This window comes from Psychrobacter sp. H8-1 (assembly GCF_904846575.1).
Taxonomy (GTDB): Bacteria; Pseudomonadota; Gammaproteobacteria; order Pseudomonadales; family Moraxellaceae; genus Psychrobacter; species Psychrobacter fulvigenes.
Genome location: NZ_CAJHBG010000001.1, coordinates 2,294,566 through 2,320,066, shown reverse-complemented (window position 1 = coordinate 2,320,066; position 25,501 = coordinate 2,294,566). Strand labels below are relative to the sequence as shown.

28 protein-coding genes and 1 pseudogene are annotated in these 25,501 nt (G+C 44.1%); 22 read left to right on the top strand and 7 right to left on the bottom strand.

Annotation, left to right across the window (positions count from 1 at the left end):
• The first annotated feature begins 2 nt into the window (after positions 1-2).
• The 13 genes and pseudogenes from JMY01_RS09470 (at position 3) to JMY01_RS09410 (ending at position 9,927) form a co-directional block, all read left to right on the top strand.
• On the top strand, positions 3-839 hold the full coding sequence (locus JMY01_RS09470; RefSeq protein WP_201575322.1) for a molybdenum cofactor guanylyltransferase: 837 nt from the start codon (positions 3-5) through the stop codon (positions 837-839).
• Between the two features lie 57 nt (positions 840-896).
• Positions 897-1,418, top strand: a complete 522-nt coding sequence (gene moaC, locus JMY01_RS09465; protein ID WP_201575321.1) for a cyclic pyranopterin monophosphate synthase MoaC — start codon at positions 897-899, stop codon at positions 1,416-1,418.
• An 80-nt stretch (positions 1,419-1,498) separates the two neighbouring features.
• Positions 1,499-1,780: a MoaD/ThiS family protein gene (locus tag JMY01_RS09460; RefSeq protein WP_201575319.1), complete on the top strand. Its 282-nt coding sequence runs from the start codon at positions 1,499-1,501 to the stop codon at positions 1,778-1,780.
• A gap of 35 nt (positions 1,781-1,815) precedes the next feature.
• On the top strand, positions 1,816-2,307 hold the full coding sequence (locus JMY01_RS09455; RefSeq protein ID WP_201575316.1) for a molybdenum cofactor biosynthesis protein MoaE: 492 nt from the start codon (positions 1,816-1,818) through the stop codon (positions 2,305-2,307).
• Between the two features lie 69 nt (positions 2,308-2,376).
• Positions 2,377-3,210 (top strand): molybdate ABC transporter substrate-binding protein, encoded by an 834-nt coding sequence (modA, locus tag JMY01_RS09450; RefSeq protein ID WP_201575314.1) that lies wholly within the window; start codon positions 2,377-2,379, stop codon positions 3,208-3,210.
• Positions 3,211-3,401: 191 nt separating this feature from the next.
• The gene (gene modB, locus JMY01_RS09445) at positions 3,402-4,100 is read left to right on the top strand and encodes a molybdate ABC transporter permease subunit (RefSeq protein ID WP_201575313.1); all 699 of its coding nucleotides are present in this window, start codon (positions 3,402-3,404) and stop codon (positions 4,098-4,100) included.
• 145 nt (positions 4,101-4,245) lie between these two features.
• Positions 4,246-5,109, top strand: coding sequence for a universal stress protein (locus tag JMY01_RS09440; RefSeq protein ID WP_201575312.1), 864 nt, complete (start codon positions 4,246-4,248; stop codon positions 5,107-5,109).
• A 37-nt stretch (positions 5,110-5,146) separates the two neighbouring features.
• Positions 5,147-5,884 carry an SDR family NAD(P)-dependent oxidoreductase gene (locus tag JMY01_RS09435; protein ID WP_201575311.1) on the top strand — a complete coding sequence of 246 codons (738 nt, stop codon included), beginning with the start codon at positions 5,147-5,149 and terminating at the stop codon, positions 5,882-5,884.
• A gap of 150 nt (positions 5,885-6,034) precedes the next feature.
• A pseudogene (locus JMY01_RS09430) lies at positions 6,035-7,131 on the top strand (NAD(P)-dependent alcohol dehydrogenase).
• Positions 7,132-7,357: 226 nt separating this feature from the next.
• Positions 7,358-7,897 (top strand): DUF924 family protein, encoded by a 540-nt coding sequence (locus tag JMY01_RS09425; RefSeq protein WP_201575310.1) that lies wholly within the window; start codon positions 7,358-7,360, stop codon positions 7,895-7,897.
• A gap of 83 nt (positions 7,898-7,980) precedes the next feature.
• Positions 7,981-8,934, top strand: coding sequence for an arsenic resistance protein (locus tag JMY01_RS09420; protein ID WP_201575309.1), 954 nt, complete (start codon positions 7,981-7,983; stop codon positions 8,932-8,934).
• A 108-nt stretch (positions 8,935-9,042) separates the two neighbouring features.
• Complete coding sequence (locus JMY01_RS09415) at positions 9,043-9,579, top strand: cytochrome b (protein WP_201575308.1); 537 nt, start codon at positions 9,043-9,045, stop codon at positions 9,577-9,579.
• A gap of 57 nt (positions 9,580-9,636) precedes the next feature.
• A complete protein-coding gene (locus JMY01_RS09410; RefSeq protein WP_201575307.1) occupies positions 9,637-9,927 on the top strand; it encodes a DUF4031 domain-containing protein in 291 nt (96 codons plus the stop codon).
• A gap of 162 nt (positions 9,928-10,089) precedes the next feature.
• Here the strand turns inward: JMY01_RS09410 and JMY01_RS09405 are convergent, their stop codons facing one another.
• Positions 10,090-10,605: a DUF302 domain-containing protein gene (locus JMY01_RS09405; RefSeq protein ID WP_201575306.1), complete on the bottom strand. Its 516-nt coding sequence runs from the start codon at positions 10,603-10,605 to the stop codon at positions 10,090-10,092.
• Between the two features lie 411 nt (positions 10,606-11,016).
• Between JMY01_RS09405 and JMY01_RS09400 the strand changes: the two genes are divergently transcribed.
• Positions 11,017-12,807 (top strand): potassium/proton antiporter, encoded by a 1,791-nt coding sequence (locus JMY01_RS09400; RefSeq protein WP_201575305.1) that lies wholly within the window; start codon positions 11,017-11,019, stop codon positions 12,805-12,807.
• A 16-nt stretch (positions 12,808-12,823) separates the two neighbouring features.
• On the opposite strand, the gene JMY01_RS09395 is transcribed toward JMY01_RS09400, so the two are convergent.
• Complete coding sequence (locus JMY01_RS09395; protein WP_201575304.1) at positions 12,824-13,516, bottom strand: haloacid dehalogenase type II; 693 nt, start codon at positions 13,514-13,516, stop codon at positions 12,824-12,826.
• Positions 13,517-13,705: 189 nt separating this feature from the next.
• Between JMY01_RS09395 and JMY01_RS09390 the strand changes: the two genes are divergently transcribed.
• The gene (locus tag JMY01_RS09390; protein WP_201575303.1) at positions 13,706-14,314 is read left to right on the top strand and encodes a TetR/AcrR family transcriptional regulator; all 609 of its coding nucleotides are present in this window, start codon (positions 13,706-13,708) and stop codon (positions 14,312-14,314) included.
• 147 nt (positions 14,315-14,461) lie between these two features.
• On the opposite strand, the gene JMY01_RS09385 is transcribed toward JMY01_RS09390, so the two are convergent.
• On the bottom strand, positions 14,462-15,115 hold the full coding sequence (locus JMY01_RS09385; RefSeq protein WP_201575302.1) for a DsbA family oxidoreductase: 654 nt from the start codon (positions 15,113-15,115) through the stop codon (positions 14,462-14,464).
• Between the two features lie 33 nt (positions 15,116-15,148).
• A complete protein-coding gene (locus JMY01_RS09380) occupies positions 15,149-15,703 on the bottom strand; it encodes a carboxymuconolactone decarboxylase family protein (RefSeq protein WP_201575301.1) in 555 nt (184 codons plus the stop codon).
• Between the two features lie 762 nt (positions 15,704-16,465).
• On the opposite strand from JMY01_RS09380, the gene JMY01_RS09375 reads away from it, so the two are divergent.
• From JMY01_RS09375 to JMY01_RS09360, 4 genes are all read left to right on the top strand, one after another.
• Positions 16,466-16,852 carry a rhodanese-like domain-containing protein gene (locus JMY01_RS09375; RefSeq protein ID WP_265089865.1) on the top strand — a complete coding sequence of 129 codons (387 nt, stop codon included), beginning with the start codon at positions 16,466-16,468 and terminating at the stop codon, positions 16,850-16,852.
• Positions 16,853-16,948: 96 nt separating this feature from the next.
• Positions 16,949-18,325: an NAD(P)/FAD-dependent oxidoreductase gene (locus tag JMY01_RS09370; protein WP_201575300.1), complete on the top strand. Its 1,377-nt coding sequence runs from the start codon at positions 16,949-16,951 to the stop codon at positions 18,323-18,325.
• Between the two features lie 251 nt (positions 18,326-18,576).
• Positions 18,577-18,924, top strand: coding sequence for a hypothetical protein (locus JMY01_RS09365; protein WP_201575299.1), 348 nt, complete (start codon positions 18,577-18,579; stop codon positions 18,922-18,924).
• 103 nt (positions 18,925-19,027) lie between these two features.
• Positions 19,028-19,576 carry a Spy/CpxP family protein refolding chaperone gene (locus JMY01_RS09360; protein WP_201575298.1) on the top strand — a complete coding sequence of 183 codons (549 nt, stop codon included), beginning with the start codon at positions 19,028-19,030 and terminating at the stop codon, positions 19,574-19,576.
• A gap of 66 nt (positions 19,577-19,642) precedes the next feature.
• Here JMY01_RS09360 and JMY01_RS09355 read toward each other — a convergent pair whose 3' ends face one another.
• Positions 19,643-20,521, bottom strand: coding sequence for a LysR family transcriptional regulator (locus JMY01_RS09355; RefSeq protein WP_227677814.1), 879 nt, complete (start codon positions 20,519-20,521; stop codon positions 19,643-19,645).
• A 195-nt stretch (positions 20,522-20,716) separates the two neighbouring features.
• On the opposite strand from JMY01_RS09355, the gene JMY01_RS09350 reads away from it, so the two are divergent.
• Positions 20,717-21,841, top strand: a complete 1,125-nt coding sequence (locus JMY01_RS09350; protein ID WP_201575297.1) for an S-(hydroxymethyl)glutathione dehydrogenase/class III alcohol dehydrogenase — start codon at positions 20,717-20,719, stop codon at positions 21,839-21,841.
• Positions 21,842-21,992: 151 nt separating this feature from the next.
• Here the strand turns inward: JMY01_RS09350 and JMY01_RS09345 are convergent, their stop codons facing one another.
• Positions 21,993-22,661 (bottom strand): DsbA family protein, encoded by a 669-nt coding sequence (locus JMY01_RS09345; RefSeq protein ID WP_201575296.1) that lies wholly within the window; start codon positions 22,659-22,661, stop codon positions 21,993-21,995.
• Positions 22,662-22,870: 209 nt separating this feature from the next.
• Positions 22,871-23,341, bottom strand: a complete 471-nt coding sequence (locus JMY01_RS09340; RefSeq protein ID WP_227677812.1) for a carboxymuconolactone decarboxylase family protein — start codon at positions 23,339-23,341, stop codon at positions 22,871-22,873.
• Between the two features lie 512 nt (positions 23,342-23,853).
• Here JMY01_RS09340 and JMY01_RS09335 point away from each other — a divergent pair.
• Together JMY01_RS09335 and JMY01_RS09330 are read left to right on the top strand one after the other, a co-directional pair.
• On the top strand, positions 23,854-24,510 hold the full coding sequence (locus tag JMY01_RS09335; protein WP_201575295.1) for a 2Fe-2S iron-sulfur cluster-binding protein: 657 nt from the start codon (positions 23,854-23,856) through the stop codon (positions 24,508-24,510).
• Positions 24,507-25,499 (top strand): xanthine dehydrogenase family protein subunit M, encoded by a 993-nt coding sequence (locus JMY01_RS09330; protein WP_201575294.1) that lies wholly within the window; start codon positions 24,507-24,509, stop codon positions 25,497-25,499. The genes JMY01_RS09335 and JMY01_RS09330 overlap by 4 nt, the downstream gene beginning before the upstream one ends.
• Positions 25,500-25,501 lie beyond the last annotated feature (2 nt).

Genomic DNA, 25,501 nt, shown 5'->3' with positions numbered 1-25,501 from the left:
TGATGAATACTGATAATGTATCTAACTCAGATGTATTGGATGCATCACAGAGTCTAGCAGGGATTGTAATCTTGGCGGGTGGCGCGTCTAGCCGTATGGGCACGCCTAAAGCCACGCTTACTCTACCGACAGGTGAGCGCTTGCTAGACTATCATGTTAGGCATGCGCTCGATTTGAGTATGGCTAATAAAAACGCTCCAATTATGATTGCAGATAACGAGCGTGGCTTTACAGTCAGTTCAGATCTGAGTGCCAATCACCCACAATCACCTATCATTCATATTGCTGATTATGGTGGTAGCAGTCGTTATAGCCAGGCCAGTGAAGAGCAGAAAAGTACAGAAAAAAAAGCCGACGGTCAGATTGATACAGGCGGAGCTTTAGTTGCTATTGAGTCAGCTTTGCAAGCAGTGATAGATATAAATCAATCAGCCAACTTGCAATGTAAGCAATCATCGTGGCTGTTGGTCATTAGCTGTGACAGCTTGATACCTGCCACCGCTTTATGGCAAAAATTACAGTCTTCAGCAATGCAAACAACTGATAGTCAAGCTACCGAAAGCGAAACAACAGATAGCCAAAAAATAGAAAGCCAAACAGTTGATAAAAAGGTGATTTGCTTAGCAGATGAGCATCATTTATATCCATTGTTAGGACTTTATCAATTGAGTATGGAGCCTGAATTAAAGGCTTATATTGATAATGGGCAGCGGCGAGTGATGCAATTTATTAAGCCGCTGGTGCATGCTGTACCATTTGAAAAAAACTGGCAGCACTTGACCAATTTTAATACGCCTGAAGAATTTAAGCGTGCCTATACGGCTTTGACAGATTTATAAAATGACAGATCGATAAGTTAATAACATCGATAAGCTAATGACGAAGAGAGTATGTAAATGAGCGTGAATGCCCAAAAAAGTAATGAGTCTGTTTTGAATAAGTCAGCACTATCGCATTTAGACAGTGATGGCGATATTACTATGGTCGATGTCAGCGGCAAGACCGCCAGTACCAGAGAGGCAAGTGCACAAGGGCAAGTGCGTTTCCCAAGCGCGGTTTATAAACAAATCAAAGCCGCTGATGGTATGACTAAAAAAGGCAGCATTACCCAGACGGCTCATATCGCAGGCATCATGGCAGCCAAGCGCACCCACGATCTTATTCCACTGTGCCATCCATTACCATTAGATAAGATTGGTTTAACCTTTGAATATGATGATGCGCTGAATAGTATTATCGTCAGCGGCACTGTAAAAGTCACCCATAAGACAGGGGTTGAGATGGAAGCGCTAACGGCTGTGAGTATTGCCTGCTTGACCATCTATGACATGACTAAGGCGATATCGCATGACATTGTCATTGATAATGTTCATCTCGTTAATAAAACTGGCGGTAAGTCAGATTATAGTCATGCTTAAAAGAGTAAATACGTTTTGGCAACCAGCGATGTTATGCAATAGAGCTAAAGCTGGATAGTTTGACAAGAATGGAGAATATGATGAGTACTTTAGAAGTAGCAACCAATACCGAAGCAACGATGAATATCAATGTCTTATACTTTGCCAGCTTGGCTGATGAAGCCAACTGCCAAGAAGAGACCGTCAGCGTGCAGCAGTCGACCTCACTGACTGAGCTGTATCAGCAGCTTAGCCAAAAACACCGTTTTAGTCGTCCGCAGTCAGATCTGCGTGTGGCGGTGAATGATTATTTTGCTAACTGGACAGACCAGATCAACGATGGCGACAGTGTGGTATTCATCACTCCAGTCGCTGGTGGTTAAGTCAGGGTTCTAAAAACAATAGATAGAGACAACACATGACAGATAATGTACATAGTCATTCGATGACCATCAAACGTAGCGTCGATGAAGTATATGCAATCGCAGAGCGTGATGGCTTTGCGTTATTAGACGTTGCTATCGATGAAGACAGACTCAAAGGTACCCTCGATAATGACAGCTGCGGCGCCTTTGTCTGCTTTGAGGGCCGCGTGCGCAATCATAATAATGCCACCAGCGTTGATCGCTTGACTTACTATGGTTATGAAGACTTAGCGCTCAATCAAGGCCGCGCCATTATTGAGGAAGCCAAAAAGCGTTTTGAGATTACGCATGCCATTGCCATTCATCGTATCGGCGCTTTAGAGATTGGCGATGTGGCAGTCTGGGTTGGAGTAGTCTCTGCCCATCGTTACCCAGCCTTTGACGCTTGTCGCTGGATACTCGATACGATTAAGGCGGACATTCCTGTGTGGAAGCAGGAGTATTATGAGGATGATTCCTCTAAATGGCTGAGTAATAACGGCTAAACAAAGATAGTTAAAATGGCCAAATAGCCCTTATTAACATACTAAGATTAATAATAATGAGAATAAATCATGAGACTTAAATACCTAGTAGTGACATCAGCTTGCCTGGCTTTAATGCTGACCGCTTGTACTAAAGAGCAGAGCGTAGAGGCTACGCAACCAGATGCTAATAGCGCCACTGAACAGAGCCAAATACTGCGTATTGCAGCTGCTGCCAACTTATCGGATGTGTTACCTGAAATCATCGAAGGCTATAAAGCTGATAGAAATCTTCCTAATCAAGAAATCGAAGTCACCTTTGCTTCATCAGGTAAGCTATATTCTCAAATCATCTCAGGTGCACCTTACGATATCTTCTTATCGGCCAACCAGACATTCCCAGCTCAGTTAGTAGATGAGATGTTTAAAGGTGATACAAGTCATATCCCATTTACTTATACCCAAGGTCAGCTATCCATCTATAGTGCTACCAAACCCGTCAGCGCACTCAACCAAACCCCATTGACTGAGTTCTTGCAAGGCGATGACAAGACAAAAATCACCATTGCCAACCCAGAACTGGCTCCTTATGGCGAATCTGCCAAAGTCTATCTGCAAGATCAGAATCTATACGACTCTTTAACGACGCAAAAGCGCATCATACAAGCTGAGAATATCGGTCAAGCCTTTCAGTATGCGCATACTGGTAGTGTCGATTATGGCTTTGTCGCTCATTCTCAAGTGACCGCTATTAAAGCCACGCCTGAGCAGTTTTATATCTTACCACCAGCCTCTTATCCTGCTATCTTACAAGATGGTGTGCTCGTCACTGATGTCGCAGCAGCGGCAGATTTTACTGACTATCTGCGCTCCCCTGCAGGACAAGCTTACTTTTCTAAAGCGGGTTATTTAGCCGTTAAATAACGTATCTATAGAAAGTTGTTCTGACCGTTCTATGAATGGGCGCACTTATAATGAGGCTAAAGCTATCTTTGTAAGTGCGCCTTTATAGTATGCTGCTAACTAAATAGTATGGTTGCAAGTATGATGTGCTCAGTAGGGTACAGGGCATTACAAGTGATGCTTTGGATGAAAGGCAAATAAACAGTGATGCTATGATGTCCCAGTTTCTTATCTCAGATATGCTCCTGCCGGTATGGGTAAGTATCAAGCTTGCCGCTATAACCACCCTTTGCTTATTATTATTTGCGACGCCATTGGCCTATTGGCTCGCCAAACCGAGTCGTGGCAATATTATTGGGCGTATAAAGATATTACTAATGGGGGTGATTGCCATGCCTCTTGTTCTACCTCCTACTGTCATTGGTTTTTACTTATTACTGCTGTTAAGCCCAAACTTCGGTATTGGCAAATGGCTTACTCATTATAATATCAGTGCCTTCACCTTTACCTTTGAAGGCCTAGTCATCGGCTCTATTATTTACTCTCTTCCCTTTTACGTTCAGCCTGTTTATGCGCAATTTTTACGTATTCCAGCGAGCGTTATGGAGGTTGCCTCTCTATTAGAGCCCAGTCGCCTAAGACGTTTTATCAGAGTGTCACTGCCACAAGCGCGCGTTGGCATTATTCTTGGTAGCTTAATCAGTTTTGCCCATACCATTGGCGAGTTTGGCGTGGTGCTCATGATAGGGGGTAGTATTTCGGGCGAGACCAAAGTGGTGTCGATTGCGATATATGAGCAAGTTGAGGCGCTTAACTACGAAGCTGCGCATATGATGTCTGGCATCCTCATTGTCATGGGCATGATTATGGTGGCATTGATCGCCAGTGTGAATAAGCTGAATCAGCGCTGATCTTAGCAGCTTATAGAAATACATCTTGAAATGGTTAACAAATGTCAGAAGTGCTATGCTAAATAGTATGTACTAGGTGCAATAGCGTTATTGACGCGCATCGATAACTCTATCCATTTAATAATTAAAAAATTAAGGAAAGGTTATGACTACAGAACAGCACATTTTAGCCTGTATCGATGGTTCAACAGTGACTGAGCCAGTCTGTGACTATGCAGCATGGTATGCCAGTAGATTGGGTTTGCCAGTGGCACTGCTACATGTCAGTGACGTACCTGTGTCGACCAGACGTGATCTATCAGGAGCGATAGGAATCGATAGCCGCCAGTTTTTGTTAGAAGAGTTGACGCAGTTGGATGAGCAACGCGCCAAAGTCGTCAACAGTTATAGCAATGCCTTGATACAAGATGCCAAAAGCTATCTACAAAGTAGCTTTGAGGGAATGGAGGTCAGTACGTATCAGCGCCGCGGCAAGCTGCTACCTGCTATTGAGCACTTCAAAGAAAAAAACCGTGCCATCATTATGGGACGTCGCGGCGAAGATCACAAAAACAGCCGAATTAATATCGGTAGCCAAATAGAAACCGTGGCACGAGCATCAAGTATCCCTGTCTTGATTTGCTCAGAGCCGTATAGAGAGCCGAAGTCGTATATGGTGGCATTTGATGGCAGTAAAACAGCGATCAAAGCCACCCAAATGGTCGCAAAGAGTGAGCTGTTAAAAGGGTTGCAAGGCCATATCGTGATGGTAGGGAACAAGAGCGATGCCTTCAAAAAAAGCCTCGCTGATGCTGTTGAGCACATAACCTCAGCAGGGTTTACGGTAGAAGCTCATCAATTATCTGAGCTAGATGCCGTTGATGGGTTATTGAGATTTCAGTTAGAAAACGACATCGATATCATGGTGGTTGGTGCCTATGGCAACTCCAAGCTGCAACGGTTCTTTTTGGGTAGTACAACGACGGAAATCATTGCCAGCACACTGTCACCAGTTATATTAGTGCGTTAATAAAGCGCCTGATAAATCAATAAAAAGGAAAAATAAAATGAAATTAAAAGAGAGAGTGGCCATCGTATTTGGTGGGACATCTGGTCTTGGAGAAGCGACTGCTAAAGCTTATGCCAATGAAGGCGCAAAAGTAGTCGTCACCGGTCGAGACGAAGCAGATGGCAAACGTATTATTAAAGAAATAACTGATAGTGGTCAACAAGCGATTTTCGTTGAAGCAGATGTCACGCAAGCTTCGGAGATTCAAGCTGTCGTAGACAAAGCGTTAGAAGCGTTTGGGCAAATCGATATTCTATATAACGGTGCAGGCATTCATGATGCTTACAAGACAGCGCTGGAGTTAGAAGCAGACGAGTACGATAAATTAATGGCTATTAATGTCAAAGCTCCGTATCTGGCTGCAAAAGCAGTGATTCCGCACTTCTTGGAGAGAGGGAAGGGCGCTATCATTAATGTTGGCTCACAAGCGACACAGATGGCGGGGCCAGGCGGCTCAGCCTATATCACCTCAAAGCATGCCGTCTTAGGTTTTACCAAGCAATTGGCCTTTGATTTCGGTAGCAAGGGCATCAAAGTAAACATTCTTTCTCCTGGATTTATAGAGTCGCCAATGACCGAAGGGATTGAAGATGAGCGTTTGAATAACATCCCAGCACAGCGCGCAGGCAAGCCGGAGGAGATTGCAGCACTTGCTGTATTCCTCGCCTCTGATGACTCTAATTATATGCACGGTGCCAACGTATTTATGGATGGTGGTTGGGTGCTCGGTAGATAAACCGCGCGTTAAAAAATTAAAAACAGCTTTAGATAAGAAGGATATTCAAAAGAGATATAGAGGTAGACTGGCCTTTATATCTCTTTTAGCAATCAGCAGTGCCTATTTGTGTATGTTTAACACGCTCTAATAATGGAAGAGGGAATACTAATGGATATCAAAGCAGCAGTCACTCATAGCCAAGGCGAAGCGTTTAAATTAGAAAAGGTCAAGCTTGCAGCGCCTGAAAGTGACGAGATTCGAGTTCGAATTGTGGCGGCTGGTGTCTGTCATACCGATGTGGTTGCACGAGATTTGGGCATAGCGCCATTTCATTTCCGATTGTACTCGGTCATGAAGGCTCTGGTGTGGTGGATGCGGTCGGTGCAAGCGTGTCTGATCTGCAAGTCGGTGACCATGTGGTGATGTCGTTTGCACACTGCGGCAATTGTGGCCATTGCTTGACAGGTCATCCAACCGTTTGCGACACTTTCAACGAGCTGAACTTCGGTGGTGCGATGGATGATGGCAGCCACAGGCTCGCACAAGATGGAGAGGCACTCGCTACTTTTTTTGGTCAATCCTCATTTGCCACCTACGCGATTGCCAAGTCTAGAAATGCGGTAAAGGTTGATCCAGAGGTGGATCTAGCACTACTTGGGCCACTTGGCTGCGGTATTCAGACTGGTGCTGGCACCGTCTTAAATCGTCTGAAACCAGAGTTTGGTTCTAGCATCGTGATTTATGGTGCGGGCGCCGTCGGTCTAAGTGCAGTCATGGCCGCCAAAATTATTGGATGTCAGCACATCATTGCCGTTGATGTGCATGACAGTCGTCTTGAGCTGGCAAAAGTGCTTGGTGCGACTCATGTATTGAGCGGCAAAGACGTTGATGTAGTCACAGAGATCAAAAAAATAACAGACGGTGGCAGTCATTATGCTATTGAAACCACAGGTGTACCAAGGGTCGTAAAGCAGTCACTGAATGCTTTACGACCCTTGGGCACCGTGGCGATAGTTGGTATCACACCTGAGATGAGTATTGATGTTCACAATGACTTGATGGCCGAAGGCAAAAGCATGATCGGCGTCATTGAGGGCGACTCCATTCCTCGAGTATTTATTCCGCAGCTGATTGCGTACTATAAAGCGGGGCAGTTCCCGTTTGATAAGTTGGTTAAGTTCTATGACTTTGAGGACATTAACCAAGCGTTTGCAGATTCGGCAAGTGGCGTCACCATTAAGCCAGTTTTGAAAATAGACGGATAAGGAGCTAGTCAATATGATGAATTGTGCTCCCATCAGAGGTGTCTGTTTGCTGCCTAATGCAGAGCAGTCTCCGAGCCCTGTCGGCAGTGGGGTGTACGCTCCTTTCCGACACTGCTGCTGGAGAACAGCGTAAAATCTGTACTCTTTTCATCTAGGATTCACTATAGATAATTAGAATGAGGGCATTGAAGTTATAAACTATAAAAAAATATAAAAGGATGCATTAATGGTTAAGCAGATATTGGATTTTTGTTTTCATGAAGCGGGCAGTCAAAAATTCTTTGAGAAGGATGCAGATTTTGATCAGCTCCTTATAGAGCGTTTTAGTGAGGTACTGCAACAAGCTGCTGCGGCAGAGCTCTATACTTGGCGTACCAGTGCTGAAGGGCGCTTAGCGGAGATTATTATATTAGACCAGTTTTCACGTAATATTTATCGTGATACTGCAGCGGCTTTTGCCCAAGATGCGATGGCATTGGCACTCGCTCAAGAGGCCGTTGCAAGCGGCATATTAGAGGGGTTTGAGGCTTTAGAAAAACGTAAATTTATTCTGATGCCTTATATGCATAGCGAATCAAAGATCATCCATCAGCAAGCTGAGCAGCTCTTTAAACAGTACACTGACGAAGAAACTTATGGCTTTGAGATGAGACATAAGGTAATCATTGACCGCTTTGGGCGTTACCCTCATCGTAATGAAGTTTTGGGCCGTACTTCTACAGATGCAGAAATAGCGTTCTTAAAACAGCCAGGTTCATCGTTTTAACTGTGAAGCGAATAAAAAATACGGGCATAAAGTACTAAGCCTACTCAGGTTTGATACTTTATACGGCTTAATAGGAATGATTCATGAAGTATCTCACTTGGTTAAGTAAAAACTTAAGTTTGAGTATTCCCTTGTTTCTCATACTTGGGCTGATCGCAGGGCAAGTGTTTCAGACAGATAGCATGAAAATGCTGATCACACCGCTGACACTGCTGATGGTCTACCCAATGATGGTTGGCGTGAAGCTAAGGCAGCTATTGCAACCAGGAAACAACGCGGTACAGTTGTGGGCAGTTGCTATTAACTTTCTGCTCATTCCATTCATTGCTTTTGGCCTAGGTCGCTTGTTTTTTGCTGATCAGCCAGCGCTGGCATTGGGTTTGTTACTCGCCGCTTTATTACCGACCAGTGGCATGACTATTTCGTGGACTGGATTTGCCAAGGGTAACGTACCTGCTGCTATCAAAATCACCATTATTGGTTTGTTTTTGGGCTCGTTATTGACACCGTTTTATGTACAGTTTTTGATGGGTGCCGAGATACCAGTAGAGCTATTAAAAGTATTCCAGCAAATTATCTTGTTTGTCATTGTTCCGCTCATTGCAGGGCAAATCACACGTACAATGCTGGTACGAAAACACGGGCAACAAAAGTTCCAGAGTCATTATGCGCCGCGCTTTCCGCCCTTTTCGAGCTTGGGTGTACTCGGTATCGTCTTTGTCGCTATGGCGCTAAAGAGTGATGACCTACTGCGCTCTCCAGAGTTGATTTTGAGCATATTGATACCCTTGCTGATCTTGTATGCACTGAACTATGTGATTAGCACGGTCATTGCACGTAAGGCGCTCAATCGTGGCGATGGTATTGCGCTGGTGTATGGTACGGTGATGCGTAACTTATCGATAGCGCTGGCACTTTCTATGACGGCGTTTGGTGAAGCAGGCGCCCAGGCGGCTATCCTTATTGCTTTGGCTTATATCATTCAGGTGCAATCAGCGGCGTGGTACGTGAAGTATTCTGATAAGCTATTTGGGTAACAGGGTTTTTTATTAACAGAGAATAGACACTGTGTAGCTGTGCTAATTTATGCTGAGATTTGGTATTATAGTCGCTCTTAGGTGGCTGTTATTTATAAAAGGTGATGTATGGACAAGGTTCAACCAAGTGTGACTCAGGTCAATAAGTGGTCTGTGATGAGTCGAGTGTTTCATTGGATTAGCGCCCTGTTATTGCTCGTAACTTGGGCTATGATTTTTTTGTATGGCAATACCGATAACTCCTTGTATATCAATCTGCACAAGGCTTTTGGTGTCAGTCTATTGTTTTGGATGCTTGCGCGAGTGATCAATCGAGTATTTACCAAAGCGCCACCAGCGGTAGCGATGCCTAAATGGCAAGTAGTCATATCGCAATTGACGCATTTTGCTCTCTATGCGTTATTGATAGCCATGCCAGTAGCAGGTCTGTTAATGTCTGTCTATGGTGGCCGTCCTGTTGATGTGTTTGGTTTGTTTCAAATCCCAGTTTTTGTGGAGATAGATCGTAGTGCCGCACGCTTTTATAATGACTTGCACACGGATATTATTTGGCCGATGATTCTCGTCTTTACCGTCGCGCATATCGGTGCTGCGTTGTTTCATCAATTTATTCAAAAAGATAAATTAATCAACCGTATATTGTAGATGTTAATGGCTTTATATCAGGTTTTTTAATTTAGAGTGATTCAAAGGTTTGGTGATATGGCGGTATATGTGGACTTTGCGCGTATAGAATTCAAAGGGTACAGATGGTGCCATATGTTGGCAGATACTCTGCAGGAGCTGCATGAGTTTGCTGAACTTATAAATGTGGATAAACGTCTGTTTCATCGCAATGCCAGTTATCCTCACTATGACATTACTGTAGAGATGCGTGTCATCGCCATTGAATACGGTGCGATTCCAGCGGATAGAAAAAAGATCATTGAGTGCGCAAAGAAGTTAAAAGTAGAGCTAAATAGTCAGATGGTTATATCTGATCATTGTGAGTGACTTTTATTTTGCTATAGGCTCATGTTTGTGACGTTATCTGAAGGGCGTATTAATTAAAGGTTACGTTATTCAAAAGCTATTTGGTAAAATCTAATGAAGGTAAGGTGGATTGTGTTTTTACCAATCCACCTTATTTATGTGTTTCATTCTTCTGTTCTATGTCTATTTGGCAATGGCTGCCTGACTGATACCACTTAGCGCTTTCGAGATGTTGTCGATGGCTGTGTCACAACCTTGAATATCATGACGTGTTTTTAGGTAGTCAGGGTTGTTGTAGGACAGCCAAACCTTGTTATCTGCATCTTCGCTGATTAGAATCTTTTGTGGTAGGTCGATGGCGACACTTTGCTCGCATTGCATCAATGGCGTGCCCGCTTTAGGGTTGCCAAATATAATGACCTGTGTTGGTCGCAACTCCAGATTCACACCTGCCGCATTTTTTTGATGATCCACTCTAGCAAAGACTGTCATGCCTTTGCTTTCTAAGATAGACGCCAGTTTATCGGCCGTATCTTTCACGGAATGATTGCTCTGTAGAGTCACCAAGCCTTTTTTGGCATTGAGAGTAGTGGTGGTCTCTTTTGAGGAGTTGCTGTCAGGCGAGTTCAAGATGTTTTCGACACTGGCGCAAGAAGCAACAGCCAACGCCAAAGCGGCGATTGAGAGTACTTTAATCATAATCTTCCTTGTTTATTGTTGTTAAAAGTAATGGTGCTAGACCATCATTGTGCGTAATAGAGAGGGTTATTGCAATATAACCCCTGTTTTTTATGTACAGAGCACAATATTGATATGAATGAGCATTTATTAGTGACCAATTTATGATATAAAATACAGTCTGCTTTCCGTGTTTTTATGCTTACCTCAGGTTATTTAACTTAGGCAGCTTTGATATATATAGTCGGAGGACTTTTAAACCGCTACGGTGTTACCCGCCCTAGATGTACTCAGTGTACTATCTGCGGTCGGTCGCCTTGTAACGATTTTAAAATTCCTTGACTATAGTTTATTGGCACAAAAGGGCTAGAACCTGCAGGAGGGTAAAGCCAACATTCTCGTAATAATTATTAAAAATAGGGTTTAAAATAGATGGATACCTTAAATATCCTATATCTGGTAGGGGCATTGTTAATATTTGCCAGTATCATGGCAAGTACGCTATCGGCTCGTTTGGGTATCCCCTTGCTATTGCTGTTTTTGGCAGTAGGGGTGCTGGCGGGCGAGCAAGGTATCTTAGGCATTGAGTTTTCCCAATATAACATCGCCAACTTCGTCGGGCAGGCTGCCTTAGCTTGTATCTTGCTAGACGGTGGATTGCGCACTTCTTTTAAGTCTTTTCGAGTAGGTCTGAAACCCGCGATTACCTTAGCCACTTGGGGAGTACTGGCGACTGTCATGGTGTTAGGAGTATTCGTGACGTGGCTGCTGGGCGTGGATTGGCGCGTTGGTATGCTCATGGCTGCGATCGTAGGCTCCACCGATGCAGCAGCGGTTTTCTCTTTACTACGTAATGGCGGCGTCAAGCTTAACGATCGCGTACAGGCCACGCTTGAGCTGGAGTCCGGTGCCAACGACCCTTTAGCTATCCTATTGGTGACTGGGTTAATCGCGCTCAATGTTGACCCTGCAGGGCAAACAGCACTTGCGTTTTTAGGATTATTGTTTCAGCAACTGAGCGTTGGCTTGGGAATGGGTTTACTCTTTGGTTATTTGCTCTCTAGGCTATTGCCTAAGGTGCATTTGGCAGAGGGTATGTATGCTATTTTGATATTATCGGCTGGGCTGTCAGTGTTTGCTGCCACCAACCTGCTTGGTGGTAGTGGGTTTTTGGCGGTTTATCTGGCGGGGGTCTTGATTGGCAACTACAAGGTGCGCTCGACTGAGCATGTGATGCGAGTGATGGATAGCTTTGCGTGGCTATCACAAGCGGTGCTTTTTGTGGTGCTAGGGCTGCTTGTGACGCCATCTAACGTTATCAATGTTTGGCACTACTCAGTTGCGATTGCTGCCTTTATGATCTTAATCGCTAGGCCTATTGCCGTCTATACCAGTGTCAAACCCTTTAAGTTTAAGGACAGAGAGATTGGCTTTATCTCTTGGGTCGGCCTTCGCGGGGCTGTTCCTATTACCCTTGCTATTTTGCCCATCATGGCAGGAATAGATGAGGCCTTTTTGCTGTTTGATATTGCCTTTGGGGTCGTTGTCTTGTCTTTGATTTTGCAAGGTACGACCATTCCCATTATGGCGAATTTGTTTAAAGTGCGTATTCCGAATAATAAAGATCCAAAAGAAGAGCATGAAGTTTGGGTATCGGATAAAGCGAGCATTACCTTGTATGAGTTTGAAGTAAAGTCAGGAGCGTTTGCCATTGGTCGCCATCCTATGGGTATCTCTAAGCGTATCAGTCCTGATGAGATCAGTGTTTTTGCTCTGGTGCGTGGACAGCAAGTAATGGTGGTTGAAGAAGATACGAAGCTAAAGTTTGGTGATAGTGTGTGGTATGCGATGCGGGGTAACTACGCCAGTAAAATTGCCAAGATCTTTAATGACACAACTTTAGATCGCAAAGCCATCGATGACTTTTATGGTGATTGGTTGCTATCCCCGAGTGTGAAGCTTGGAGACTTGCCATTTTTTACTGGCGTGATGACTTCTGACTCTCTCGTAGAAAAGCTGAAATCCAAACCAGAAGATCCTTCAAAAAGCATGTGGCAACAAACGGTCGCTGAGTATGTAAAAGGCAGTCTAGGGACTGCGCCAGTCTCTGGTGACACCGTCGCAATCAATGATGAATGGTCATTGGTGGTCAAAGAAGTCGATGATAAAGGCAAGCTTAGAACCATTGGTCTAAAGCAGCAAGAGGTGGCAGAGCCTGCTTGATTGGGCTGTTATTTACTCACTTACTGCTATTAATGATTTGCTCAGCAAGGGTGACGAGATCTGCGGCCATAAAGTCAGGCGTTGGCACATTGGAGGCAGGCAACATGGCGTTATAGGGCCGTGTGACAAACGCCCCTTGGCAGCCAGAAGCTTGCGCACCAATCGTATCCCAAAGATGACAAGCCACTAGGCACAAATCTGACATCGCGACAGACAGCTCTTTAGCGACCATTTGATAAGTTTCAGGCGCAGGCTTGAACTTTTCTACTGTCTCAACGCTAAAAGACTGCTCAAAGAACTCATTCAATCCAGCCTTCTCAAGTGGCGTATTCGATGCGTTACTCGCTGAGTTGGTCAGCGTCACCAGCCGAAACCCTGCCGTACGTAACTTCGTTAACGCTGGTATGGCATCGGGGTGGGCGGGCATGTCAGCCATGCGCTGCTTAAACTCATTGATATCGTCATCTGTGAGTGTGACTTGATGGATATCAGCTGTCATCTGCAATGCACCGACACCCAGCTCGCCAAAGGATGTATAGAGACCCGATAAGGTCATGGTTTGTGAATAAAGTACCAACTGGGCGAACCATTCTCTTAATATTTTATCGTCACCGAACAGCCGAGCAAATAAAGGTGCGAGGGTGTCGATATCGAGTAGCGTCTCATTGACATCGAACACGATGATGGAGGGCGATGGTTTAGAAGACATGAAAATTCCTTTTTATCGTGATAGGTTATGTCAGCGAGACCTATCATTTTAATGATAGCAGTGACAGTGATTAACCTTACTTTAACTGGACTTGAGTAATCATTCAAGATAAAATTGAGTAGTCACTCAAACTGTATGGTGTGCTCATCTCATCAGTTGAGGTCACAGTTTTAAAAATTGGAATATATTATGTCACGTACCGCACTTTATAACCGTTCAGAGGCTTTGGAGCGTGCTCTACAGCTGTTCTGGCAAAAGGGCTTTCATGCCACCTCAATGAAAGATATCGAACAAGCACTGGATATGCGCCCAGGAAGTATCTATGCCGCTTTTGGTAATAAGGATGGACTGTTTCAAGAAGCACTTGATCATTATGCTCAAGCTGGACTGACAGCGCTTGAACGCATACTGGCCAGCCATGAATCGCCTTTACTGGGTTTGGCTGCTTATCTGCGAGAGCTTGGCGGTATTCGTGATCGAAACATACCGAGCCAAGCTTGTATGTTGGTCAAAAGCTTGCTTGAGCTTGGGGCTCGTGAGCAGTCAGCACTGGAAAAGGTTGAAAAGCTACTGGCTGGCATGGAGGCGCGCTTTATAGAGTGTTTTGTGGAAGCGCAGAGGCTAGGGGAGCTTGATGATGAGCTTGATCCTACTAGGCTTGGACGTCGACTGCAGGCTGAGATTATGGGGATACGCGCTTTCGCTCAGCGTGATGTCGATAGTGCTGCGGTACATGCGCTGGCAGATGATATGGCGTCCTCTATAGAAGCAATGCGCAATGACGCGCTTGCTGACTAATGGGTTTGTATTAGGGTCTGTTAAACATTCAACTTTGAATGAGTTAAAAATGCTTGAAGCTTTGCCAAACATAGAAAAGGGCTACTCGAATTTTTCAAGTAGCCCTTTTTATATCTAGATTTTAACAGTTTGTTTTTGGGCTTGGTATTACTCTGGTAGCTCTGACAACTGCTGCAAGATACTTTTAAAATTCTCGACCCCTTGTGCGCCGCTAACCAAGTGTTTTTGGTTAAAAATAACAGAAGGCACACTTTGAATGCCTTGCTGACGCCACTGCTGCTGCGCTGCACGTACTTCATTAGCAAAACGTTGATCTGCTAGCACTGCGAGTGCCTCGCTACGATCCAGTCCGATCTCTGCAGCGATATCGGCGAGCACTGTATTATCGGAGATATTTCTGTTATTGGTAAAGTGCGCGGCAAACAGTGCTTGCTTTAACTCATGCATGCGCCCTTGCTGATCTGCCCAATGCAAAAGCTGATGCAAATTAAAAGTATTGTGCATACGTGTGTCATCAGTGAAGTTGAACTCAAAACCAACCTCGCTACCCGCTTCATTCATTCTAGCTCGGCTTGCATCGGACTCTTGCTTGCTCGAGCCGTATTTCTCCATAATATGCTCACGCAGGTTTTGACCCTCGGCTGGCATGTCAGGGTTTAGCTCAAACGGGTGCCAGTGTATCTCATAGGCAGTATTGGTTTGCTCAAGTGCTTGTGCCAACTGTCGATAACCGATGATACACCAAGGGCAGACAACGTCTGATACGATGTCTATTCTGAGTGGAGTTTGTGGATTGGTCATAATCTCTTCCTTTGTTTTTTGTATCAATAGCTTTTAGTCTGCTTTTTGCCATTCAAACTTTTGGAAAGGCTTATCAATTGGCGTGTTGGCCAAATGGTTAGTGTAGTTACTCATAACCTTTTGCGCGGCAGCAAGCACGACTTCTAAAATCTGGCGCTTGCTAAAGCCTACATCCAAAAATGCTTGTACAGCGTCATCATCAACATTACCACGACCACGGATGACAGAGAGCGTGAAGTTACGTAAAGCTTCTAATTTTTTAGTCGGTAATGGCGTCTCGTTACGCAGGGCATCAGTGATGGTATCATCGACTTTCATACTCTTGGCAATACCTGTGTGAGCGGGCACGCAGTAATGGCACTCATGCTCGACGTTAATGGTTTGCCACACGACGGTGGTCTCTTCATCGTCAAAGCTGCTGTCCAAAAACAGCTGATGCAGACGCTGATAATCTTCTAACAGCCCAGGTGCTTCTGCCATCACAGCATGCAAGTTTGGAACCATACCAAAGGCATTGATAGAAACATCAAGCAGCTCTTTGCTATCTGCTGGTGCGCTTTGCTTGTCGTGTAAAGTAAATTCGGTCATGTAAAATCCTTATTGTGAGTATAAAAGTTAAGTGGTTTATATGCATTTAAGCATGATTACCAAAATTGAGTGATTGCTCAAATTAGATGACAATATTTGCTTAAATCCGTCAACAAACACCACTATAAATAATTTTGAGTGTTCATTCAAATATAAGTTGAACGAATGCTCAGGTTTTTTGTAAACATTGTGAATGGATAGGGGTTTGCTACCAGTCAAACTTCAGCTTTAAATGTGTAGATAGACTTGTTTATTCTGAAGGCTATTTATCATTACCTATTGTTGTTTCGATACCAGTGCTGAATTATCGTAATGAGCAGCTAAGTTACTTGCTTATTTGGTTACGACTTCTTCATATTAGGACGTATTCTCAATTTGAAAACTAACTTTTAAATGGGCCCTAAATGGCCAAACTGCTAGCTCCCTTCATATCGACAGCTCAATGCTTGTAAAGCAGATCTTATACGATTTACATTGATCTTGTGGTACTCGCCATCTATTGCTATGAAAGTAATTGTCTCTAATTAATACGATATACAAATAAATATATTAATATATGTGAAATATTGTGGACATATTATACTAAATAACATATTATTTTTAATATATGCACTTTTATTTTATTTAGATACTGACAGCGTTGTGTCCTATAGATTGAATATTGATTGTACTTATTAGATATTTTGTTGTATTTATAAATAATAGCTTATCAATATACCACTTTTTAACTGTAGTGATTCAACCACCATATTTTGAGGATTTATGATGAAAACCGCACATGACTTAGTAAGCGCTGCTAAAGAGAAAATTACTGAAGTATCATTGGCACAAGCAGAAGATGCTTGTCGCAAAGCCGATATAGTGATTGATGTACGAGAGCCAGCTGAGTATGCAGCAGGTCATATTGCAGGAGCGCTATCAGTACCACGTGGCGTATTAGAGTTCAAAGTAAATGACCTACCTGCTATTAAAGGGGCTGATACAAACATCTTAGTTTATTGTAAAACCAGTGGCCGTGCAGCGTTGGCCGCACAGTCACTAGAAGCGCTGGGTTATAAGCAAGTGGTTTCGATTGCAGGCGGTTTTGAGGCGTGGATTGAAGCTGGCAAGCCGACTGTAAGACCACATGATGGTGTTGATTTTGGTTAGTGCTTAGTACTTTGAATCAAGTATCTTGAATTAGGTGCTTTGAATGGCAATGTGTTTTTTGGGTGAAGGTAAGCTTAAGCAGCTAGGGACAGTACTATGAAAAGACTTTTTAATGATTTATCAAATATATCAAGCCAAGTGACCAGTCATGATCCAAAGACTGAGTCAAAAAATGGTCTTAACCGTCGTCAATTCATTGGTGCTGGGGTAGCAGGTGGGGCAGTCGTAGGTAGTATGGCGATGACAGGGTGCTCAAGCTTACCCACTCATCAAGACAGCCCCAGTATCGTAGTCGTAGGTGCAGGAGTAGCAGGGTTGGCAGTTGCCAATCGCTTGAGCCGCCAATTACCCAATGCCAAGCTAACGCTGTTAGATGGCCGTAAAAATCACTATTATCAACCTGGTTACACGCTGTTGGCGACTGGTGTGTGGAAGAGCGCTGACAAAGTTATCAACAGTAATGCTGACTTGCTACCTGCTGGCATTGACTGGGTACAAGAAAATGCCCGTGAGTTTTTACCCGATAGTAATCAAGTCGTGACCGACAGTGGCAAAAACATTGGCTATGATTATTTGGTGATAGCCACTGGTTTAAGATTGGGTTTTGAGGCCATTGAGGGTCTGGACATCGCAGATATAGGCTCTGACGGTATCGGGAGTGTGTATCCCAGTCCAGAGGTTGCCCTAAAGACATGGCAGCAGATGGATGAGTTCCGCCAAAAAGGTGGACGTGCGGTGATGACTCTTGCACATACCGATATGAAGTGTGCTGGAGCACCACTAAAAATGACCTTTATGCTGCATGACAGGCTTACTCAAGCGGGCACACGCCAAGACAGTGATGTGCAGTTTTTTAGTCCTCATGGCACAGTTTTTAGTGTGCCTTTGGTCAATGAAAACGTACTGTCACGCTGGGCATCATATGATCCACCAATCGGTACCAATTTTCATCAGCGTTTAACCGCCATCGATAAAGGTGCTAAAGCTGCTTACTTCACTGATGAAGCTGGCAAGCAGACTCGTCAGGATTATGACTTTATTCATGTCGTACCGCCCATGTTTGCAGTAGATAGCGTATTGAACAGTCCGCTGGCTAATGACAAAGGCTGGCTGGATGTCGATAAATATACACTACAACACAAGATTTATGACAATGTCTTTGGTGCTGGCGATATCAATGGCACGCCAAAAGGAAAAACAGCCGCAACGGTCAAACTCTCCGCACCGATAGTGGTGAACAACCTCATCGATGTAATACAGGGTAAGGCGCCCAGTCAACAATTTAATGGTTATACCTCTTGCCCGATGCTAGTAGAAGAAGGTAAAGCGATGTTGGTTGAGTTTGATTATGAAAACAACCTGACTCCTAGCGTCCCTTTGATTGACCCTTTAAAAGAGAGTTACTTTGCTTGGTTCTTGGAAGAGATGATGCTAAAACCTGCCTATATGGCGGTTGCCAAAGGCCGCGTCTGACCTTTTATAAAGAGTCAGTAGTGCATAGCAGTATGATTAATGTCATTGCGTTATGATTATATGAACTATTACATAAACCAGAGTTAAATAAACTACCCGACTCTCAACTACTTAAATATGTTGTTGTAGGCTGTGGCTTTAGCCCAGCTTAAACCTTTGTGAAAGCAAAATGCTGGGCTAAAGCCACAGCCTACGATAATCCATACTATGTTGAGAGTCGTGTACAAACTAGAAACTTCAAAGGATTGACCATGTTACTTTTAAATCAAGCGTTCATGATGTTATGGGAAGCCATACTAGAAAACGCTACCTTGGTAATAGCATTAGTGCTGATATTACTGGTGGCGTGGGGGTATTGGGTTGCAGTCGGTAGAAGCAAGCGACTCGCTTATCGTCTAGCCGCTATGTCAGCTATCGTGGTTGCGATTATTGGGTTTTTTGCATTACCAATATTTTTTAAAGCTGGCTTATCAGACATGAGCTACTGGGTAGACTGGGCGTTTCATCTGGCGACGGTGCTCGCATTGTTGGTATATGCTTACTTGGTACTGCTGCCATTGATGACAGGATTGGCGGGTTCGACTAAGTATAGAGCTTAGCGCAGAGACTAAATTATCAGTGCTATCTATCATAATTAGGCTAGCAGAATAATGCCTATGCTTATCATGTTTTATTTATTAATCAAATCATTAGGAGAGTAGGATGCAAGGTGTCAATAGATTGAAGTCGTTGAAAGCCCCAGTATTGTTAGCGGCAAGTAGCTTATTGCTAGGCGCATCATTAAGTGCGTGTCAGAGTACCATACCGACTTACAACACGGCACATATGCCAGCTTCGCCGCAATCTTCAGTAGACCTGTTGGCAGCTCCGGTTGCAGATACTGGGCTGAGTGTCGATGCCGATAGCAGCTTTCCTATCGTAGAGTTAATGCCATTCATCGTTGGTCAAGCAGATGCACTGGCGTTAACGCCTGCACAAGTAAAAGTGTTTGCTGATTATCGCAAGATGGCTATGAAAAACCGTATGGCACTGCAGGCTAATGAAAAAGCCTTGCGTGGGCAGTTGCGCACAGCGATGATGACAGGCGCTGATGATGCAACGACGACGGCACTGATGCACCGTATCAGCGAAACTGAGATGGCGCATATGAATCTACGCCATGAATGTCTTAAGAACGTCCGCAACACCTTAACGCCTGAACAGTTTGCAACGCTCATGCAAATGTATAAGCAGTCATTGCAGCGCTCTTAAGCGTTAATATGGTTAATGAGCCAATGTCATAAGCTTGGCGTGGGTTTGGCTACCAAAGCCGCCACGCTAAACCAAACGCTCTGTTAGATAATCTACCAGCAAACGAATCCTTGGGGATAAGTGGCGGTTGTGCGGGTAGACGGCCCAAATGCTTTCCTCAGGCTCTCTATAGTTATCCAATAAGCTAACTAGTGCACCTGATGCCAAGTGTCTCTGCACATAGTAATCAGGCAGCTGCACGATACCCAAACCTTTTAATGCCGCATCGACTAGGCTGTGACCGCTGTTATATTGCACAGTACCAGACACTCGCATGTTTCGTTCTTTACCCGCTTTTTTATTGTTCTCTATAAAGTGCCAGTAATCACGGGTGCCAAGCAGACAGTTATGTTCACTCAACTCGCTTAGCGTATAAGGTGTGCCGTATTTTTTGAGATAAGCAGGCGCAGCGCAGACGAAGTTGGTACGACGGCTGAGTTTTTTTGCCATCATCGTTGAGTCGCTTAATTTGCCAATGCGAATGGCCAAATCATAGCCACCATCAACCAAGTCAATTTTCTGATTACTCAAAAATGCCGTTACTTCGATATCAGGATATTGCACCATGAAGTCATTGACCAGAGGCAATAGTTGCTGTTCGCCATAAGTGACAGGGGCGGTCAGTTTAATCCTGCCTTGCGGTTTGGATTGCAGATTACTCACGGCTTGCTCAGCGGCGTCTAAGCCATCAAGGACACTGCGGCAATGCTGATAAAACACGCGGCCTTCTTCAGTCAGTGTTACCTTACGAGTTGTACGATATAGCAATTTAATATTGAGACGTTTCTCTAAAGCGCTTACTTGGCGGCTCACTTGCGCAGTGGATATCCCTAATTCTTTTGCAGCACGCGTAAAGCTCTCGTATTCTGCGACGTAAACAAACTCACTAATGCCATCCCAGCGCATGATTATTACCAGTGTGTAAAAGAGATTTGCAAATATAGCACATTGTCCTCTTGGCAGAAACAACTATAATGGTCAGTATAAAATTAAACGTTTTACAAGCTGCTACAACTGCCGCTTGCCTATACTAAATAAGCCATATAAGCTGAATAGGTCTGTCTTCAATACGCGATAAATCCATTAAAAAGAGAGAATATTATGTCAGATAAATTTATTAAATCGAAAGCCGCCATTGCTTGGGGCCCAAACCAGCCACTATCTATCGAAGAAGTGGATGTCATGCTGCCACGCAAAGGCGAAGTATTAGTAAAAATTATCGCCAGCGGCGTTTGCCATACGGATGCGTTTACCTTATCTGGTGAAGATCCAGAAGGCGTATTCCCAGCTATCTTAGGTCATGAAGGCGGTGGTATCGTTGAGCAAATCGGTGAAGGTGTGACCAGCGTGCAAGTTGGCGATCACGTTATTCCTTTATACACCGCAGAGTGTGGCGTTTGTAAATTCTGTACTTCAGGTAAAACCAACCTATGCTCAGCCGTACGCGAGACTCAAGGTAAGGGCCTGATGCCAGATGGCACCACGCGTTTTTATAAAGACGGTGAGCCAATTTATCATTATATGGGCTGCTCAACCTTTTCTGAATATACCGTCTTGCCAGAGATTTCTTTAGCCAAAGTAGATAAAGACGCACCATTAGAAAAAGTTTGCTTACTCGGTTGTGGCGTGACCACCGGCATGGGCGCGGTTATGAATACCGCTAAGGTCGAAGAAGGGGCTACCGTTGCTGTTTTCGGTCTTGGTGGTATTGGCCTCGCCGCTATCATCGGTGCAAAAATGGCAAAAGCCAGTCGTATTATCGGCATTGATATCAACGAAGATAAGTTTGAGTTGGCTAAGAAGCTTGGCGCGACTGATTGCATCAATTCTAAAGACTATGACAAGCCTATCCAAGAGGTCATCGTTGAGATGACTGATGGCGGCGTAGACTATTCGTTTGAATGTATTGGTAATGTCGATGTCATGCGTTCAGCGCTTGAGTGCTGCCACAAAGGTTGGGGCGAGTCGGTCATCATCGGTGTCGCTGGTGCAGGACAAGAGATCTCAACTCGTCCATTCCAGTTAGTGACGGGTCGAGTCTGGAAAGGTTCAGCATTTGGCGGCGTCAAAGGCCGTAGCGAATTGCCAGGCTACGTCGATCGTTATATGCAAGGCGATATCCCATTAAATGACTTTATCACTCATACGATGCCATTAGAAGACATTAACGAAGCCTTTGACTTGATGCATAAAGGTGAGAGTATTCGTACGGTTATTCACTTTTAAGAGATGCTTTCTAAAAGTAATGGTTAACGATATAGGTTATAAATTTAGCGTTATAAACTAACAGCGCTATCAAATAACAGTGTTATAAAATAAAAATGCCGCTCCTATATGGGGCGGCATTTTTTTAGCTTTGATGGTCATTCAAGTTGATTTAGTCTGTCATATTAGCCAATTGCTCTAATATATTGACATAGTTCTCAACCCCTTGAGCACCACCAACCAAATGGCGCTCATTAAAAATCATTGCTGGCACGCTTTGAATGCCTTGTTGTTGCCAATGTTGCTCAGCCTCTCTTACCGCTTTGGCAAATCGTTGGTCTTCTAGTACCGCCAATGCCTCACTACGATCTAGTCCAATCTCCGCTGCAATATCTGCAAGCACTGCATTATCAGAGATGTTTCTGTTATTGGTAAAGTGAGCGGTAAATAGCGCCTGCTTTAAGTCGTGCATACGTCCTTGTTGATCTGCCCAATGCAAAAGTTGATGCAGATTAAAGGTGTTGTGCATACGCGTGTCATCATTAAAGTTGAACTCAAAGCCGACTTCGTGACCCGCTTCCTTCAATCGAGTTCGGCTAGCATCAGACTCTTCCTTGCTCGAGCCATACTTCTCCATAATATGCTCGCGCATATTCTGACCGTCGCTTGGCATACTAGGATTCAGCTCAAATGGATGCCAGTGAATTTCATGCTCGGTATTGGTTTGCTCCAGTGCTTGTGCCAGCTGGCGGTAGCCGATGACGCACCAAGGACAGACCACGTCAGATACAATATCTATGCGCAGTGGCTGCTCTGATGATAACTGCTTTGAATGTTCCATATAACCTCTCATTGCTATTATTTATGATTCTAACTGATATCTATGGCTCTAATTAATCCATATTATTTTAACTGAGAAAACTGCTGCTCGAATATTTTCCGAACAACAGCCTTTTAGATAACAGTATAGAAACACCAAAGGGATTATTTCAACCCCAAATTGGTTGCATCGTTAACGTAATGGTTAATCTGCCTTATTAGGCAACGTGATTAATCAGCTTTGTGCCATTCAAACTTTTGGAAAGGCTTATCGATTGGTGTGTTGGCCAAATGGTTCGTATAGTTGCTCATCACTTTTTGCGCTGCAGCAAGGACGACTTCTAAAATCTGGCGCTTAGTGAAGCCTGCATCCAAAAATGCTTGTACGGCGTCATCATTAACGTTACCACGATCACGGACGACAGAGAGCGTAAAGTTACGTAGCGCTTCTAACTTATCAGTCGGTAATGGGGTTTCATTACGTAATGCTTCGGTAATCGTGTCATCTACTTTCATACTTTTAGCAATACCAGTATGCGCAGGGACGCAATAATGACAAGCGTGCTCGACGTTGATGGTTTGCCATACAACGGTAACTTCTTCATCATCAAAGCTACTGTCTAAAAACAACTGATGGAAACGTTGATAGCCTTCAAGCAAGCCTGGTGCTTCGGCCATTACTGCATGTAGATTTGGAACCATGCCAAAGGCGTTGATAGAGATATCAAGCAGATCTTTACTATCTGCTGGTGCGCTCTGTTTGTCGTGTAAAGTCAGTCATATAAAACCCCTTATTGTGGTTGTTAATTAATTATTTAATGGTTATTAGAATAAGATAGCCAATCTACTATAGACGTAATATTTTATTTGAGTGATTGCTCAAATTAATACATGATGCTTGTCTAAGTAAGTCAACTGCAACTACTATAAATGTTTTTGAGCGAACGTTCAATATTAATTGAGTGATTGTTCAATTAAGTTACAAATCGATTAAATAACGAGTCAATAAGTTTATGAACCAATGAGCTTATCTCTATATTTAAAATGAGAGTACACCTTAATCTTATTGATTTCTAATAAAAAACTATACCCTAAGCATTACAAAGTAATAACAAAGTTAACCTTGGCTGTCAGTCATAATAAAAAAATTGAGGTTACTTTTATCTTATATAAGTAACGATAATTTAATAATCATCCGCCAGCGAGAAGCCAGCATGTCTACCTTGACGTTAACAATCAATAAGCAGGATTATCAGCTCGAGAATCTTGACGCCCGTACGACACTGCTCGACGTCTGTCGTCAACATTTACAAATTACTGGACCCAAAAAAGGCTGCGATCACGGTCAATGCGGTGCTTGTACCATGCTCATCAATGGTCGCCGAGTCAACTCTTGTCTCACACTTGCTATCATGCATGATGGTGATGAGATTACGACCATCGAAGGCATCGGTATGCCGGACTCACTATCGGCGCTGCAACAAGCCTTTAAAGATAACGATGCCTTTCAGTGCGGATATTGCACCCCAGGTCAAATTTGTTCAGCGACTGCCTTAATAGAAGAAGTAAAACAAAATTGGCCAAGCCATGTGAGCACAGACTTACAACATCCTGATAGCCTTCTAGTACAAGAAATCGCTGAGCGCATGAGTGGTAATGTCTGTCGCTGCTCCGCTTATCCCAATATCATCAAAGCCATCTCACAAGTACTTGAAAATGAGATGTCAGAGTCTGCTGCCCAGACCAATGACACCTCTACACAAAATTCAAGCGTAACAGGTATTTGGTCACCGCCGCCAAGCGAGGCTCAGTTCCATAAAGCCTCAGCGAATAACAAAACAATAACAGGCAAGGCAGGAGACCACTCATGAAACGTTTTGAATATAGCCGCGCTGATGCACCTAAGCAAGCCGCAACCTCTGCTAGCAGCAAAGACGCTTCTTTTATCGCAGGTGGTACTAACTTATTAGATCTCATGAAACTAGAGATCGAAACCCCAATCAAACTGGTCGATATCACTCGTTTAGAATTAGAGCAAGTAGAAACGACTGCCGATGGTGGTTTACGTATTGGTACGCTTGTGACCAATAGCGATTTGGCCGCGCATCCTGAGGTGATTGCAAACTATCCAGTATTGTCCCGAGCTATCTTGGCAGGAGCGACTGGTCAGCTACGTAACAGAGCGACAACGGGCGGCAACTTTTTACAGCGTACTCGTTGCTATTATTTTTATCAAACAGACAGCGCTTGTAATAAACGTGAACCGGGTACTGGCTGTCCTGCAATTAACGGTGAGAACCGCCCCCTTGCAATTTTAGGCACAAGTGACGCTTGTATTGCTCAACACCCATCCGATATGGCAGTGGCAATGCGCTTACTAGATGCCACGATAGAGACAGTTAAAGCAGATGGCTCGACTCGCGCTATCGATGTCAAAGATTTTTATTGTTTGCCAAAAGACACGCCGCATATCGAAAATGTGCTAGAAGCAGGCGAGCTGATTACTCATGTTGTATTACCTGCCCCTATTAAGGGCATGCATACCTATGACAAAGTGCGTGATCGCGCTTCTTACGCCTTTGCACTGGTATCTTGTGCCGCAGTCATCGATGCTGACGACAATGGCAACCTAAAGACAGTACGATTGGCGTTCGGTGGCATCGGTACCAAGCCATGGCGTAATGAAGAGGTTGAGGCACTATTAATGGATACCGATGGCAATAGCGATGTTATCACGCAGGCCGCTGATCTATTATTGCATGATGCCAAAGGTAATGGTCAGAACGACTTTAAAATACCGTTGACGCGTCGCCTACTAAAACAAGTTATTCAGCGCGCATTAGCGGGCGAGGGAGCATAATC

Excerpts from the sequence above, each read along its gene's own strand:
- JMY01_RS09470 (WP_201575322.1), top strand. The coding sequence starts at position 3 with ATGAATACTGATAATGTATCTAACTCAGATGTATTGGATGCATCACAG.
- moaC (WP_201575321.1), top strand. The coding sequence starts at position 897 with ATGAGCGTGAATGCCCAAAAAAGTAATGAGTCTGTTTTGAATAAGTCA.
- JMY01_RS09460 (WP_201575319.1), top strand. The coding sequence starts at position 1,499 with ATGAGTACTTTAGAAGTAGCAACCAATACCGAAGCAACGATGAATATC.
- JMY01_RS09455 (WP_201575316.1), top strand. The coding sequence starts at position 1,816 with ATGACAGATAATGTACATAGTCATTCGATGACCATCAAACGTAGCGTC.
- modA (WP_201575314.1), top strand. The coding sequence starts at position 2,377 with ATGAGACTTAAATACCTAGTAGTGACATCAGCTTGCCTGGCTTTAATG.
- modB (WP_201575313.1), top strand. The coding sequence starts at position 3,402 with ATGATGTCCCAGTTTCTTATCTCAGATATGCTCCTGCCGGTATGGGTA.
- JMY01_RS09440 (WP_201575312.1), top strand. The coding sequence starts at position 4,246 with ATGACTACAGAACAGCACATTTTAGCCTGTATCGATGGTTCAACAGTG.
- JMY01_RS09435 (WP_201575311.1), top strand. The coding sequence starts at position 5,147 with ATGAAATTAAAAGAGAGAGTGGCCATCGTATTTGGTGGGACATCTGGT.
- JMY01_RS09425 (WP_201575310.1), top strand. The coding sequence starts at position 7,358 with ATGGTTAAGCAGATATTGGATTTTTGTTTTCATGAAGCGGGCAGTCAA.
- JMY01_RS09420 (WP_201575309.1), top strand. The coding sequence starts at position 7,981 with ATGAAGTATCTCACTTGGTTAAGTAAAAACTTAAGTTTGAGTATTCCC.
- JMY01_RS09415 (WP_201575308.1), top strand. The coding sequence starts at position 9,043 with ATGGACAAGGTTCAACCAAGTGTGACTCAGGTCAATAAGTGGTCTGTG.
- JMY01_RS09410 (WP_201575307.1), top strand. The coding sequence starts at position 9,637 with ATGGCGGTATATGTGGACTTTGCGCGTATAGAATTCAAAGGGTACAGA.
- JMY01_RS09405 (WP_201575306.1), bottom strand. The coding sequence starts at position 10,605 with ATGATTAAAGTACTCTCAATCGCCGCTTTGGCGTTGGCTGTTGCTTCT.
- JMY01_RS09400 (WP_201575305.1), top strand. The coding sequence starts at position 11,017 with ATGGATACCTTAAATATCCTATATCTGGTAGGGGCATTGTTAATATTT.
- JMY01_RS09395 (WP_201575304.1), bottom strand. The coding sequence starts at position 13,516 with ATGTCTTCTAAACCATCGCCCTCCATCATCGTGTTCGATGTCAATGAG.
- JMY01_RS09390 (WP_201575303.1), top strand. The coding sequence starts at position 13,706 with ATGTCACGTACCGCACTTTATAACCGTTCAGAGGCTTTGGAGCGTGCT.
- JMY01_RS09385 (WP_201575302.1), bottom strand. The coding sequence starts at position 15,115 with ATGACCAATCCACAAACTCCACTCAGAATAGACATCGTATCAGACGTT.
- JMY01_RS09380 (WP_201575301.1), bottom strand. The coding sequence starts at position 15,703 with ATGACCGAATTTACTTTACACGACAAGCAAAGCGCACCAGCAGATAGC.
- JMY01_RS09375 (WP_265089865.1), top strand. The coding sequence starts at position 16,466 with ATGATGAAAACCGCACATGACTTAGTAAGCGCTGCTAAAGAGAAAATT.
- JMY01_RS09370 (WP_201575300.1), top strand. The coding sequence starts at position 16,949 with ATGAAAAGACTTTTTAATGATTTATCAAATATATCAAGCCAAGTGACC.
- JMY01_RS09365 (WP_201575299.1), top strand. The coding sequence starts at position 18,577 with ATGTTACTTTTAAATCAAGCGTTCATGATGTTATGGGAAGCCATACTA.
- JMY01_RS09360 (WP_201575298.1), top strand. The coding sequence starts at position 19,028 with ATGCAAGGTGTCAATAGATTGAAGTCGTTGAAAGCCCCAGTATTGTTA.
- JMY01_RS09355 (WP_227677814.1), bottom strand. The coding sequence starts at position 20,521 with ATGCGCTGGGATGGCATTAGTGAGTTTGTTTACGTCGCAGAATACGAG.
- JMY01_RS09350 (WP_201575297.1), top strand. The coding sequence starts at position 20,717 with ATGTCAGATAAATTTATTAAATCGAAAGCCGCCATTGCTTGGGGCCCA.
- JMY01_RS09345 (WP_201575296.1), bottom strand. The coding sequence starts at position 22,661 with ATGGAACATTCAAAGCAGTTATCATCAGAGCAGCCACTGCGCATAGAT.
- JMY01_RS09340 (WP_227677812.1), bottom strand. The coding sequence starts at position 23,341 with ATGGTTCCAAATCTACATGCAGTAATGGCCGAAGCACCAGGCTTGCTT.
- JMY01_RS09335 (WP_201575295.1), top strand. The coding sequence starts at position 23,854 with ATGTCTACCTTGACGTTAACAATCAATAAGCAGGATTATCAGCTCGAG.
- JMY01_RS09330 (WP_201575294.1), top strand. The coding sequence starts at position 24,507 with ATGAAACGTTTTGAATATAGCCGCGCTGATGCACCTAAGCAAGCCGCA.